The sequence below is a fragment of the Acinetobacter sp. P1332 genome (assembly GCF_044057475.1).
GTDB lineage: Bacteria > Pseudomonadota > Gammaproteobacteria > Pseudomonadales > Moraxellaceae > Acinetobacter > Acinetobacter johnsonii.
In genome coordinates this window covers 401111-415155 of record NZ_CP171157.1, presented here as the reverse complement: position 1 = coordinate 415155, position 14045 = coordinate 401111, and the positions used below count along the sequence as shown (strand labels likewise).

Sequence of the window (14045 nt, the reverse complement as noted above, 5' to 3'; positions counted from 1 at the left end):
GGTTTATGTTTACAATTACACAAAATAAATACCCCTTCAGACAAACTGCGGGATTGGTCATTTAAGCAGGAGTGTATATGTCCAAAAGTGGCTTTGGTCAAATGTATAGAAAGCTTTCAAGTAAGCTTCTTGACCTCATAGTAACCCCACATGTATTGGGTGAGGTTCCAACAGAACCGACAGCAACAGATGCTGACCCAGCAGCTTCAGGCCATCCCAAAAAAATTGTCTGTTATGTGCTTCAAAATCACTCACGCAGTAATGCGCTGTTGGTGGATGGTGAAACACGTCGTTTAAAGCTTGCTCCTGCACTCGATCCTTTGGTCGTGGGGACACATCAAGAAAAAGCATCGATCGTGTTTTTACAGCATAACGATGAAAATAATTTACTTAACCCTTCACCACACACCTTTCCACCGCGCTTATTACGTCTCGTTGAAGCTTTAGAACAACAACCCGATTTAGACGTGGAACTGGTACCTGTGACGGTACTGTGGGGACGTTCACCAGATAAAGAAGACTCTTGGTTTAAATTGTTATTTACCGACACTTGGGCAACTCCAAGTACGGTGAAACAGCTGATGAATATCGGTTTACATGGTCGTCAGTCATTTTTAGAGTTTCATGAAAGTCAGTCTTTACGTGCTTTGGTTGACTTTGCAAAAACCACCTATCCGAATTTATCCCCTGCGACCTACATTCTAAATACCTTAAATAATCAGCTCGATGCACACCGTGAAGCGGTACTCGGTCCTGATCTTTCGGACCGTCGCAACGTGATGCATTCATTGATTAAAGCCAATGATGTACAAGATGCGATTCGCCGCGAAAGTATCCGCGGCAAAATTAGCATGTTGGATGCTGAACGTCGTGCCATTGGTTATGTCAATGAAATCGTATCGGACTACTCACATTCAACCATCCGTTTTGCGGAAATGGCGCTGGCACGATTATGGACGCAGCTCTATGACGGGGTTGAAGTTCATAACTTCAATACGGTCCGTGAGCTGGCTAAAGACTACGAAATTGTGTATACCCCATGTCACCGTAGCCATATCGACTATTTACTGCTGTCTTATGTGGTGTATAACCGTGGTTTGATGGTGCCTTATATTGCTGCGGGCGATAACCTGAATATGCCATTTGTTGGGCAAATTTTACGTGGTGGCGGTGCATTCTTTATTCGCCGTACTTTCCGCGGTAACGCGCTCTACACTTCGGTCTTTAAAGAATACCTATATAGCATTTTGTCGCGTAACACGCCTTTGGAATACTTCATCGAAGGTGGTCGTTCACGTACAGGTCGTCTGCTACCACCAAAGACAGGTATGTTAGCCATGACGGTGCACAGTCACTTGCGTGGGCGTGCCAAACCGATTGTCTTTGTTCCGACCTATATTGGCTATGAACGCTTGATGGAAGGTGCGACCTACGTCGGCGAGATGAACGGTAAACCGAAAGAAGCCGAGTCTGTCTTTGGGATTCTACAAACTTTACGCAAAATTGAACGTATTTTCGGGAAAGTCCATCTCAACTTTGGTGAGCCCGTTTTCCTCGATGACATGCTGAAAAAGCATGGCGCTGAGAATGTGCAAATTGCTAAAAATGATGATCCAATTCCGCAAGAAGTCTCTGATGCAGTCAACAGTTCTGCACATGCAATTTTAGAAAATATTAACCGCGCGGCTGTGGTGAATCCTGTTTCATTACTGTCTTTGGTTCTATTGGCCACTGAGAAACATACGCTGGATGAAGAAATTTGTATTAAACAGCTCGATACCTATCGTAAGTTGTTGACGACACTTCCTTATGATGAGCGCCTTTTGGTCACACCATTATCAGGTAAAGAAATCATTGCCTATGGTTTAAAGCTGAAACTAATCAAACGCGTCAATCACGTACTCGGTGACATTATTGCAATTGCGGACAATCAAGCGGTACTGCTGACCTACTTCCGTAATAATATTTTGCATGCCTTTGTCTTGCCATCTCTTGTTGCCGCTTTAGTTGAACACAATGGAACCATTGGCCGTGGTGATTTAATCAATGTAATTCGCACGCTATATCCATTCTTAAAAGCTGAATTGTTCTTAAAATGGGAAGATGCTGAGCTCAAAGATCAAATCTGCGCTTATGTAGATGGTTTGATTCAAGCCAAACTGATTTCTGAAGATGCCGAAGGCCACTTGATTTCTCCTGCTCCAAACAGTGAAGATCATAACCAATTGGTGGTATTGGCTGCGCCAGTCATGCAGAGTCTTGAGCGTTACTACATGACGCTTGCGCTAATTACACAGCGCGGTTCTGGGAACATTTCAGCGCGTCAGGTGGAAGAGCTGAGTCATTTGGTCGGTCAGCGTCTTTCTGTCCTATATGAGTTCAACTCACCTGAATTCTTTGATAAAGCCCTGTTCCAAAGCTTTATTAAAGTACTGACGCAACAGGGGTATATCAGCACCAACTCGGACAACGCGATTGTGTTTGATGAGAACTTCCAAAACGTTGCGCAATATGCCAACTTGGTGTTGGATGATGTCACACTACAAATGTTACAACACATCACCACTTTCAGCGATGAAGAACTGAAAGACACGCTAGACAAAGTGGCTGCTGAACAAGCGAAGAAGCGTTTGAAACGTAAGAAGAAATAATTTCTTTTTTAGATGCATAGGTATCTACCAAATGTAGGTGCCTGTGCTGTAAAAAATTAAAATCTATTTCGCATAAGAGATTTTATGTTAAATGGTAGTTTTTAAAACAATTAGAAGTATCTTTTTAGGTTTTTAAATATAAACTAATATCAATGTTATCCATCAGATTCAAGGGTTCTCAAGAATTTATGAAATTTATTATTCGAAATATAGGAACTATTGGTAGTGCTGAAATTGAATTAAACAATTTAACAGTAATTTCTGGTGAAAATAATTCAGGAAAAACAACAATATCCAAGATAGCATATGCTGTTGGGCAGGCTTCGTCATCCTTCCCTATAGATTATAAAAGGCATCAATATAATGAGTTTAGAAAACTATATGATGAAATCGCATTTAATTTAACTAGGCTATTAAGGAATTCTGAAGAAGTTAAACAATACGATTCCTATCAAAAACTTATGTCAGTATTACTAGATATTAGACGTAGTTCTGAAGTTACAGAGTTTGACCTATCAATAACAAAAGAATTAGTTATCGAAATAGAAAGCTATCTTGAAGGAAAAGATGAGGTAAGCCCTAATTATTTTAAAAGAATATATTCGATTTTAGATAAATTGCATAATCTTTATGATGAGTATAATTATAATGACCCAATAGATAAATTTATATTTAGAGCTCTAAAAAATGAGTTTATAAATGAACTTTTAAATAAAAGAAATGGGGCAAAAGAGGCTTATTTATCTCTTGAAATGGATGATTTCAAAGTATTTGAAATTACATTTAATAATAAGGAAATTTTGAGTTTTAATTCAGAACAAAATAAATTACCAATTAAAGATTCAACTTTGATTGAAGGACCATATATATTTCAATTAGCTTCTATTATTCATGATATCTCTATTAGGGATTCTATCTCTAGAAGATCCACAAAAATAAATCCTAAAATTCCATATCATGTTTTGGATTTATGCTCAAAGTTAGATGGAAGTAGAGGAATTGATAATATAAATGATAAATCAGATTGGCGTATAGAGACCAAAGATTTTTATGATGGTTCTATTGATTATAAACTAGAGACAAATAATTTTGAGTTAAATGAAAATGAATTAATTTTTAATGTAAATAACGTTTCATCAGGTATGAAATCTATCGCAATATTAGATTTACTATGCAAAGGATACTTTATTAATAGTGAGTCAATACTGATCGTGGATGAACCTGAAACCAACTTACACCCACAATGGCAAAATCTTTACGCTAAGTTTTTGATAAAGCTAGCAAATCAAGGGACTCGCATACTTGTTAACACACATAGCCCATATATGCTTGAATCATTAAAAATTTATAGTGACAAAAGTAACAAATCATTAGGTGCTAAATTTTACTTTTCACATAAATGCGAAAATATCATAAAAATTGAAGATACAAACGGCAATATTGTACCTATTATTGATGCTTTATCAGCTCCACTTTACTCATTAATGGAAGAGTTAGAAGATGTCGATAACTTCTAATGAATTAAATTTTCTTTCTGAATTAGAGAAAAAATATATATCATCTATTTCTGATATCACTGATATTTCTACAAATACTACAGGTAATAAAAAGTTTATTGAAATGAATTTCAATTCACTTCATTTCGATAAGGTTCCAGCTTTTTATTCAGATAGTTATGAAAATAAAGAATGTAGTTCTGCTGATACATTGATATATAGTTATCATAATGATTCTTTATATTTAATTGAATTTAAAGAGGGGTGGCCAAGACATAAAGATAAAACAGATTCAAATAGTGATATCCGTTTGAAATGTTATGATTCGATTTCAAAATTGTGCTTATTTTGGGTAAATATATTAGGAAAATCTAGGAGAGATTTTTTTGATTTAAAAATTAATTATTGTTTGATTACTAGACCTAAAAATGGAAATCTTCATCATAGTGCTGTAAATGCTTTAAATAGTACAAGACAAGCCTTTCAGCTAAAGATGTTAGAAAATACTCTTGTGGATCAAACAAGAATCCTAGTAACACCAAATGCAATATATAAGCTGTTATCGAGAATAACTGGTGTTAATAATATGGCTTATGTTAAGAGCGATGGTTCAAAGTTAATATCGATTAAACTCCCTTTGAGTAAATATGCATTTAACCCAAGCTTGATGGAAATTAGCAATAAAAAATTATTTTATATGCTTAATAATTAAGTGTAACTTAAATTAACATAATGCAAGTTATACGCAATAAACTTATTTTTGTTTTATAAATCAAATTGATAGATCCTGCATCAGCCCAATATTTCCACATTGGGCTTTTTCATCATTTTCCACATTCAACAGCTATTATCTCAGCTATGTTTCACATTTTTCATTAGTGCAATTAGAAAATTATTTTGACTCACGCTCTGCTAACAACGCCAAATAATCATCAAAACAATGTGGATGCTGTAATTCAAAATTCATCTGCTGCATCCGCGTAGCATAAATCTGCTTGCCTGATGACTTATCACTTTCCAAAACCAAAGCTGATAGTCCTAACTGCTGTTGAAACCATTGAATGATTTCATGTAAAGGCAATGGTCGGCTATTGGTACAAATATAAGACTTTTCAGTATGTTCCACGTGAAGCAATTGCGCTAAAAAAGCAGCCAAATCCTCAACATGAATTCGGTTCGACCAATGCAGTTTGGGATAAGATTTTGTGGTCCCCGCAAGTTTAATCATACGTGCAACTGAAGTCCCATAAATTCCTGTTGGACGTACAATCACACATTCAGAGGGATAAGCCTGTTGCCACAAAGTTTCCATATTCAATAGCACCTGCCCTTGCGCATCGCTCGGTTGGGGACTAGTGTCATCATCAACTCGCTCACCTGCACTTTCACCATAAACACGTGTGGAAGAAACCACGATCACTTTTTTTAAAGGATGGCTTTTTAAGGCATGTAGCATGGGTTCAATCGAGTCTACAAAAGTTCGCTGATACGCCTCCACCGTACTGCTCTCAGGCGAGAGTAAGATATATACGGCATCAATCGGTGCGACTTGAGACAAATCCAACTGATGAATATCTTGAATCAAATGCTCAGCCCAATCATCTGATTTCGGACTTCGGCTAATTGTGGTAATTTGGTGGCCTTGCTGAAATAACTGTTTAGCAACACGCTGAGATGTTTTACCATAACCTATAAATAAAATATGCATTTAGCACCAAATCACAGACAAAGTTGAGGGGACATGGCTGCAGTCCATCAGTTGCAGGGGGTCGGAGCTGCCTCTGCTGCACTACTTGAAAAGTTGAATCTCTTCACTACAGATGATCTGCTGTTTCATCTGCCACGAGACTATGAAGATCGTAGCACGATCATACCGATGAACCAATTAACGGTTGGGCGTAGCTACCTACTCGAAGGAACGATTCAAGGCGTGGACTTTCCGCCGGGTAAACGTAAATCGATGGCGATTGGACTGCAAGATGACTTTGGCAAAGTGACTTTGCGCTTTTACCATATTTATAAAGGCTTAACGGATCGTGCAAAGATCGGTAATCGTCTACGCATTTTTGGTGAAGTCCGTGTGGGTGCGCGTGGCTTGGAAATGTATCATCCCGAAATTCAACTTATTACAGAACATACGCCGCTTCCACAAACCCAACTGACTGCGATTTACCCCAGCACAGAAGGTCTGACTCAGCCTAAATTTCGTGAATACATCAAACAGGCTCTCGCCAAGCACAGTGATGATTTACCTGAACTACTGCCCGCAAAATTTACCAATGGCTATGCACTTAAACAGGCGTTGAACTACATCCACCACCCTCCTGTAGATGCCAATATGCTGCAATTGAGTCAAGGCTCACACCCTGCCCAGCAACGTTTGATTTTTGAAGAGTTGGTTGCGCATCAAGTCAGTCTATTAAGCCGTCGTGCCTATATCCAACAAATTGAAGCGCCACGTATTTCTGCCAGTCGTCAGTTTGCCAAACAACTGCTCAGCAGCCTACCTTTTGAAATGACCAATGCACAAAAGCGTGTCTCCAAAGAAATCGTACAAGACTTAAAACTTAAAAAACCGATGTTACGTTTGGTTCAAGGCGATGTCGGCGCAGGCAAAACCTTGGTCGCAGGAGTCGCAGCCTGCCATGCTTTAGAAGAAGGTTGGCAAGTGGCACTGATGGCACCGACTGAAATTTTGGCGGAACAACACTATCTCAATTTTAAAAAATGGTTTGAACCTTTGGGACTCAGTGTATCTTGGCTTTCAGGAAAACAAAAAGGCAAAGCCCGTGCCGCAGCCGAACAAGCCATTGTAGATGGCACAGCACATCTGGTGGTAGGTACACACGCCCTGTTTCAAGACAATGTCCGCTTTGCCAAACTTGGATTAGTAATTATTGATGAGCAGCACCGCTTCGGGGTCGATCAGCGCTTAGCCTTACGCAATAAAGGCGCGCAGAATATGACCCCACATCAATTGGTCATGACCGCAACCCCTATTCCACGGACTTTAGCCATGTCCGCCTATGGAGACTTGGACACGTCCGTGATCGATGAACTTCCACCCGGACGAACGCCAATTCAAACCGTGACCATTCCACTCGACCGCCGTGAAGAAGTACTACAGCGCATTGCCAGTAACTGTCTAGAAGGCAAACAAGCCTACTGGGTCTGCACTTTGGTTGAAGAGTCTGAAACCTTAGATGCTCAAGCCGCTGAAGCAACCTATTTAGAAATTAAAGAGCGTTTTCCCGAGCTAAACATTGGTCTTGTACATGGCAAAATGAAGGCTGATGAAAAACAAACAGTGATGCAACAGTTTAAAACCAATGAATTACAACTCTTAATTGCGACCACAGTGATTGAAGTGGGAGTCGATGTACCAAATGCCTCGATCATGGTGATTGAAAATGCGGAACGTTTAGGACTCTCTCAATTACACCAATTACGTGGCCGTGTTGGTCGAGGTGCCAAGGCTAGCTTTTGCGCTCTGTTATATAAAAGCCCGCTGTCTCAAAATGGACAAGAACGCTTACGCGTCATGCGGGAAACCAATGATGGCTTTTTAATTGCCGAAAAAGATTTGGAAATTCGTGGCCCTGGTGAATTGCTCGGTACCAAACAAACGGGTGATATGGGCTTTCGTGTGGCGAAACTAGAACGCGATGATCATTTGCTCAATCAAGCCCATTTTGTCGCAGCTCAGATTTTAAAAGACTATCCACAAAATGCTGAAGCCTTACTGAAACGCTGGCTGCCTGAAGCACCACGCTATGCCTATGTTTAGTCATCTGCTACATACTGCCAAACAGTTGCTACACAGAGCACAGCCCTGTCAGTTGTGTGGCATTGTACGCGCAGATCTACATTCGGTCTGTTTGGATTGCTGGCAACAACTCCCACTGCATCCACAGACCATTGAAAAACAAGAGCTGAGTATTCATGTGGCGGGACATTATCAATATCCTTTAGATCATCTTATTCAGCAGTTCAAATATGAACAACAACTGCATTGGCAGCCTCTACTGTCAGGCATTCTTCAGCAAATTCGCTTCCCTAAAGTGCAAGCAATTGTTCCAATGCCGATTTCGAGCCAGCGTTTAGCCGAACGTGGCTATAACCAATCAATGATCCTCGCCAAAGACTTAGCCAAGCAGCTAAATGTGCCCATTTGGCAACCTGTGATACGACTGCATCAACATTCACAAAAAGGACTCAGTCGACTGGAACGCTTAGATCAAATTCATCAACAGTTTAAAATCGATCCACAGCAACGTCAGTACGCAAAACGCTACCGGCGTGTTTTGATTTTGGATGATGTTGTGACCACAGGCAGCTCCATTCAGGCACTGACTTTACAACTTGAACAATTGGGTTGTCATAAAGTCAGCGCCGCGTGTATTGCCTATGCACTTGAATAATTAGACTACGTCAATCAGCAAATGTTCACGTACCCATGGCATGACCACCTCAGTGGTTAGCGGTGCAAGTGCAGCCTGCTGGTCATTCAAACTGACCCATTTCATTTCTGCAATTTCAGCCGCAATTTGTGGCGCTTGCTGAAGCTGAACATGGTAAACATAGCTCACCAATTTAAAATCAGGTTCATTGGCAGTGGCAGTTTCAAAACGACCAACAAACTGTTCAATCGTCGCATCACTTCCAATTTCCTCCCGAATCTCACGCAGCATGGTTTGCTCAGGTGCTTCATTGGGCTCAAGCTTACCACCCACTTGCATAAAACATGCGGTGTTCTGCTTACGCACCAACAAAAGCTGCTGCTGTTCATTCACAATAATAGCCGCAGCGACAGTAATCACCTTCATGCTTTGACATCCAACAACTCAGGATCAACCATGCCCCACTTCGGTTCAGGTGCTTGGAACTGATCCATCTGCTTTAAAATTGCTTTCACTGAATCCGATACAATCAGGCTGTCGGTAAAGCGTGCATGGGTAAAGCCTTTGTCGGTGGTCATCTTTAGGAATTTAAGTAAATCATCATAAAAGCCATTTACATTTAAAAAGGCATTCGGCTTGAGGTGAATGCCGAGCTGAGCCCACGTCCATTGTTCAAAAATTTCTTCTAAAGTCCCTGCGCCGCCAGGCATTGCAATAAATCCATCCGACAAGGCTGACATTTTCAGTTTACGCTCTTGCATGTCTTTAACGACATGTAACTCGGTCAGGCCTTGATGCGCCAGCTCACGATCCACCAGCACGTGTGGAATCACGCCAATCACTTGACCGCCTGCCTCTAAAGCACTGTCTGCCACAATACCCATTAAGCCCGAACGACCACCACCATAGACCAAGGTTTTGCCTTGTTCTGCAATGGCGTGTCCAACCTGACGTGCTGTTTCGGAAAAGATTTGATCTGAACCTAATGCGGAACCACAAAAGATCGCAATTGAATTTGTCATTTTTTACTCTGATATTTAATTGTCATGCAACTTCACTAAAATGAATGGATATTTTTTAGCAATTTAACCATTCGATCAGTGTTTTTATTGCAATCCTTGTCTAAAATACACCCATCCACTTCAACCATTACTGCGCAAAGGAGAAAGACGGCATGCTTGAAGCCTTTTACGCCACAGAGCGCGGTAGCTTAGAAGACATCACCATTAATGGCGATTTCGATCTTCAGCCCGATTTGGTCTGGCTTGACCTCATTGCTCCCTCTCAAGAAGAACAACAGTGGATTTTAGATGCATATGAACAAAATTTACCTACGCTAAAATCACTCGAAGACATTTCATCTTCAGCTCGATTCTACCGTGATGACGACGGTATTTTGCATATCAGTACGTATTTTTTAACGAAAAATAAAAACTATCAAGTCGATGGTGAGCCTGAAGAAAGCAGCGGTGCCCTTGCCACGGTACAAACTGTCGCTTTCATTTTACATAAAGAACGTCTCTTTACCCTTCGCGGGGAAAAACTGGTGGCGTTCCGTGCCTTTCGTGCGCGTGCGCGCCGCAATGACTACGAAATCGACTATAAAGATCCAACGTGGATCTTACTCGGTTTACTCGAGGCGAAGCTGGACGAGCTTGCGGATATCTTAGAAGATATCCACAAGGACTTGGAAAAGTATTCCACAGAAGTGCTGAATAACCGTCACCGTGAGATGATTCTCGACTTAGATGACATGATTACCCGTCTGGCACACTTGGAAGATATGCTTGGAAAAGCACAGCTGTGTTTGATTGACTTACGCCGTGTACTGACCTTTTTATCACGCCCGCGTGCTTTAGGTAGTCATATTTATGATGCGGATATTCGAGAGCTCAGTGAAGACGTTCGCTCACTGGTTGAGCATGATGCCTTCTTGTTCCAAAAAGTGCGATTCTTACTGGACACCACCTCAGGCTTCATTAACACCGAGCAGAATGACACGATTCGTCGCTTCTCTATCTTACCCAGTATGCTCGCTCCACCAATGCTGATTGCCAGTATTTACGGCATGAACACCGATGTGTTGCCTTTTGCCAAAGGCGGCACCAGTTTTATTGTGGTAAGCCTAATCTTAATGGCCTTCCTGATTGGCCCGCTCATTTACTTCCGCTGGAAGAAATGGATTTGAGTACACTTTAAAACACGGCTTTTCCTCATAGATTTAAGAAATGCAACATATAAAAAAAGCACCTTAGGGTGCTTTTTTTATTTAAGGGATTAACTTTAAGTCATCCTGTAAATGACAGGCTTGAATCACTTTCATCATTTTTTCAGGTATAGCTTTAAAATGTAAACTATGTGCATCGGGTGTTTGACGCAACCAACGCACCAAAACTGCCAGTGCCAATGTACTACCATGCTCAAGCTGGGCCAGATTCACCACCACAGGATAAGACTGTGACTGAATCACCTTCAAACCTTGTTGATAATAGCTTTCAGCATTGTCATATGTAATCTGACCTGAAAGCTGCATTTCCTGATTGCTAAAGTTAATCACCTTTCACCTACTTATTTTTTCTTTTCAACCGCCGCTTCTGCATCAGGTTGGAAATTTGCAATCGCTTTATCTAGGTCGCCGCCATTACGTTTAACCGTTGCCGCGAACTGATTACGGAACTGTAAACCAAGGTCTATACCCGACACATTGATATTACGGATTTTCCATTGGTTACCTTTATCCGCCAACTGGAAAGACACTGGGATTTTTTCGCCTTTGTTATTAAAGTCGATCGTCACCACAGGGTTTTTGCTATTGGTTTCTTTATACGGACGGATGGTATATGTCTGATTGCTGAACTTCGCAAATGCAGTACCGTAGTTTTCAATCAGTGTTTCACGGAAATTGTTTTCAAACTTCGCGCGTTGTGCAGCTGTACTGTATTGATTGGTTGCATAAGTCCCCATCACAATACGTGAAAACGCTTGTGAATCCACATACGGGTCTAAGTTTTGACGAACAATCGTTTTCACCGCAGCTGGGTTGTTTTGGAGTTTGGCATGATCCGCTTTTAAACGCGCAATCAAACCATCTGCCACTTTTTTAACAAAAGCAGGTGGTGCTTCACTTGGTGCTGCAAAAGCAGTACCCGCAAACATTGTAGTTAAAATGCTAGCTGTCAGTGTTTGTTTCAATAAAGTATTCACTACAATTGGTCCTCTTCAAATCATTCAACAAATGACACGTTGGCATCTGCTGTTTCAGCGGTTTCAGGTTGCTCAGTTGTTGCTGAAGCATCTTTCGATTTACCTGCACCGCCCGTAATAAATTTAGTAATTAAGTCTTCTAGGTCCATTGTGCCTTGGGTATTGCCAATGCTTTCACCACGTTTCACGTAGTTCAAACCACCCCCTGGAACAATTTTCAAGTACTTCTCACCTAGCAGACCATTGGTTGCCACCATAATATAAGCATCTTCATCAATGCTGGTGATGGACTTCATGTTCGCAATAAGTTGCTTTTCCATTTCTTTTTGTTGCGCAACATCCGCAGAGGTATAGTCGCTACTGTAACGAAGCTCTTCAAGTGCATTCTTTTCAACTTCTTTGAGTTGTGCTGCATTAAAGGTCGTTAATTTACCATCCAAAGAAAAAGAAACCGTCGCTAAACGTGTCACAGGGTCTAAGCTAATTTGATCAACTTGACCAATTTTTACCCCACTCATCGTCACTTTCGCACGTGGTTTTAAACCATTTACGTTATCGAAGGTTGCACTCATTTCATAGCGATCACTGAGATTTGATCCCACCAAGCCACTCACTCGCATCGCAATAAAGAACAAAGCGATACCGAATAAAATGACAAATATGCCGACTGCCAGCTCACTTGCACGTGATTTCATTAAACACCTCCAAACATGACCGCAGTCAACACAAAATCAAAACCTAAAACACAGAGCGATGAATACACCACAGTGCGTGTGGTTGATGTCGCAATACCTTCAGATGTCGGTTCACAGGCATAGCCTTGATACACCGCAATCCATGTACAAATTAAAGCAAAAACAAAACTTTTAATGATGGTGCCATTCAGGACATCTTTATAGAACTCTACGCTACTTTGAATGCCACTCCAGTAAGAGCCTTCATCTGCACCTAAGAAGTCTACACCCACCATTTTACCGCCCATAATCCCCACCGCAGCGAAGATGACAGACAACATCGGCAAACTAAAAATACCGGCCCAAAGTCGTGGTGAAATCACACGTTTAAGTGGATCAACCCCGATCATTTCCATACTGGACAACTGCTCTGTGGCTTTCATTAAGCCAATCTCAGCCGTTAAGGCAGAACCCGCACGACCTGCAAACAGCAATGCTGCAACCACAGGAGCCAACTCACGAAGTAAGGTCAAAGCAACTGCTGTACCCAGCATCGCTTCACTACCAAAGGTCACCAAGATGCTATACATCTGTAACCCCAGTACCGCACCAATAAATAGCCCTGACACCACAATAATGAGCAGCGATAACACCCCAACACGGTACATTTGGTAAACAAATAACCGAACACCTAAAGCAGTGGGCATCGAAAATAAAATTTGTAATAACATCAGGCTGGCAACACCAATGCCGCGAACCCGTTCAATCACGCGTCGACCTAAGAGTGCTATCGCATTCATGCTTGCACCTCAGTATTTAGATATGCCTTATGGCTAAATTGATAATCGACAGGCCCTTCAACTGCACCTGTTAAAAACTGTTTAACAAACGGAGAGGCATTCGCCTGTAACTGTTCAGGCGTGCCTTCACCTTGTACCTTACCTTCAGCAACAACATAGATATAGTCTGCGATCGATAAGGTTTCAGCCACGTCATGCGAGACAATAATTGTTGTTAAATCAAGAGCTTCTCGCAATGATCGAATCAGACGTGTGAGTACACCCTTCACAATTGGATCTTGTCCTGCAAATGGCTCATCGTACATGATCAGCTCAGGATCTAGCGCAATTGCACGTGCCAAAGCCACACGACGGTTCATCCCGCCTGAGAGCTCAGAAGGCATCATCTGTTCTGCGCCACGTAAACCGACAGATTCTAGTTTTAAAGATATAATTTCTGACAGTAAATGCTCAGGCAGCTTGGTATGTGCTCTTATCGGAAAGGCCACATTTTCATAAACCGACATATCGGTAAACAATGCGCCACTTTGAAAAAGCATACCCATACGCGCACGCGCAGCGAATAACTCTTTGCGTGACATTTTCGCAATATTTTGCCCATCAAAAAGCACTTCACCTTGGTCAGGCGTCAATTGACCGCCAATTAAACGTAGTAAAGTGGTTTTACCTGTACCCGATGGTCCCATAATGCCCGTAATTTGACCCTGTCGAATTTTTAAATTGACCTGATCATAAATGACACGTTCCCCTCGCTTAAAGCTCAGGTCTTTGACCTCAATGAGGGCTTGAGCAGTCAGAGGCGCTTGATTATTCATAGCTG

At 41.4% G+C, this 14045-nt stretch carries 14 protein-coding genes; 6 read left to right on the top strand and 8 right to left on the bottom strand.

Translation table 11 applies throughout. The features are described from left to right. Window positions 1–77 precede the first annotated feature (77 nt). From plsB to ACFN7Z_RS01890, 3 genes are all read left to right on the top strand, one after another. Window positions 78–2651: a glycerol-3-phosphate 1-O-acyltransferase PlsB gene (gene plsB / locus ACFN7Z_RS01900; protein ID WP_004691345.1), complete on the top strand. Its 2574-nt coding sequence runs from the start codon at window positions 78–80 to the stop codon at window positions 2649–2651. A 188-nt stretch (window positions 2652–2839) separates the two neighbouring features. Further along, window positions 2840–4168 (top strand): AAA family ATPase, encoded by a 1329-nt coding sequence (locus ACFN7Z_RS01895; RefSeq protein ID WP_162789676.1) that lies wholly within the window; start codon window positions 2840–2842, stop codon window positions 4166–4168. Then, entirely contained in the window at window positions 4152–4859 is a 708-nt protein-coding gene (locus tag ACFN7Z_RS01890) for a hypothetical protein (RefSeq protein ID WP_114836549.1), read from the top strand. Before ACFN7Z_RS01895 ends, ACFN7Z_RS01890 begins: the two co-directional genes overlap by 17 nt. Before the next feature lie 180 nt (window positions 4860–5039). Here ACFN7Z_RS01890 and ACFN7Z_RS01885 read toward each other — a convergent pair whose 3' ends face one another. Then, window positions 5040–5855, bottom strand: coding sequence for an NAD-dependent epimerase/dehydratase family protein (locus tag ACFN7Z_RS01885; RefSeq protein WP_395442550.1), 816 nt, complete (start codon window positions 5853–5855; stop codon window positions 5040–5042). A 33-nt stretch (window positions 5856–5888) separates the two neighbouring features. Here ACFN7Z_RS01885 and recG point away from each other — a divergent pair, with 33 nt between their 5' ends. Together recG and ACFN7Z_RS01875 are read left to right on the top strand one after the other, a co-directional pair. Further along, window positions 5889–7934: an ATP-dependent DNA helicase RecG gene (recG, locus tag ACFN7Z_RS01880; RefSeq protein ID WP_114836551.1), complete on the top strand. Its 2046-nt coding sequence runs from the start codon at window positions 5889–5891 to the stop codon at window positions 7932–7934. Then, a complete protein-coding gene (locus ACFN7Z_RS01875) occupies window positions 7921–8568 on the top strand; it encodes a ComF family protein (protein WP_125273538.1) in 648 nt (215 codons plus the stop codon). The genes recG and ACFN7Z_RS01875 overlap by 14 nt, the downstream gene beginning before the upstream one ends. On the opposite strand, the gene ACFN7Z_RS01870 is transcribed toward ACFN7Z_RS01875, so the two are convergent. Further along, window positions 8569–8973, bottom strand: a complete 405-nt coding sequence (locus ACFN7Z_RS01870) for an NUDIX domain-containing protein (protein WP_004691357.1) — start codon at window positions 8971–8973, stop codon at window positions 8569–8571. Then, the gene (locus ACFN7Z_RS01865) at window positions 8970–9569 is read right to left on the bottom strand and encodes a TIGR00730 family Rossman fold protein (protein WP_004691359.1); all 600 of its coding nucleotides are present in this window, start codon (window positions 9567–9569) and stop codon (window positions 8970–8972) included. The genes ACFN7Z_RS01870 and ACFN7Z_RS01865 overlap by 4 nt, the downstream gene beginning before the upstream one ends. 152 nt (window positions 9570–9721) lie before the next feature. Between ACFN7Z_RS01865 and ACFN7Z_RS01860 the strand changes: the two genes are divergently transcribed. Next, window positions 9722–10735, top strand: a complete 1014-nt coding sequence (locus tag ACFN7Z_RS01860; RefSeq protein ID WP_004691361.1) for a CorA family divalent cation transporter — start codon at window positions 9722–9724, stop codon at window positions 10733–10735. An 81-nt stretch (window positions 10736–10816) separates the two neighbouring features. Here ACFN7Z_RS01860 and ACFN7Z_RS01855 read toward each other — a convergent pair whose 3' ends face one another. Genes ACFN7Z_RS01855 through ACFN7Z_RS01835 form a run of 5 tightly spaced genes read right to left on the bottom strand, consistent with a single transcriptional unit; the run spans window position 10817 to window position 14040 of the window. Continuing rightward, window positions 10817–11104 carry a lipid asymmetry maintenance protein MlaB gene (locus tag ACFN7Z_RS01855; protein ID WP_395442549.1) on the bottom strand — a complete coding sequence of 96 codons (288 nt, stop codon included), beginning with the start codon at window positions 11102–11104 and terminating at the stop codon, window positions 10817–10819. Window positions 11105–11115: 11 nt separating this feature from the next. Then, window positions 11116–11751 carry a phospholipid-binding protein MlaC gene (locus tag ACFN7Z_RS01850; RefSeq protein WP_004691364.1) on the bottom strand — a complete coding sequence of 212 codons (636 nt, stop codon included), beginning with the start codon at window positions 11749–11751 and terminating at the stop codon, window positions 11116–11118. 20 nt (window positions 11752–11771) lie between these two features. Next, window positions 11772–12446 (bottom strand): outer membrane lipid asymmetry maintenance protein MlaD, encoded by a 675-nt coding sequence (locus ACFN7Z_RS01845; protein ID WP_395442548.1) that lies wholly within the window; start codon window positions 12444–12446, stop codon window positions 11772–11774. Continuing rightward, a complete protein-coding gene (mlaE, locus tag ACFN7Z_RS01840; RefSeq protein ID WP_004691368.1) occupies window positions 12446–13225 on the bottom strand; it encodes a lipid asymmetry maintenance ABC transporter permease subunit MlaE in 780 nt (259 codons plus the stop codon). The genes ACFN7Z_RS01845 and mlaE overlap by 1 nt, the downstream gene beginning before the upstream one ends. Then, the gene (locus tag ACFN7Z_RS01835; RefSeq protein ID WP_004691369.1) at window positions 13222–14040 is read right to left on the bottom strand and encodes an ABC transporter ATP-binding protein; all 819 of its coding nucleotides are present in this window, start codon (window positions 14038–14040) and stop codon (window positions 13222–13224) included. Before ACFN7Z_RS01835 ends, mlaE begins: the two co-directional genes overlap by 4 nt. Between the last annotated feature and the right edge of the window lie 5 nt (window positions 14041–14045).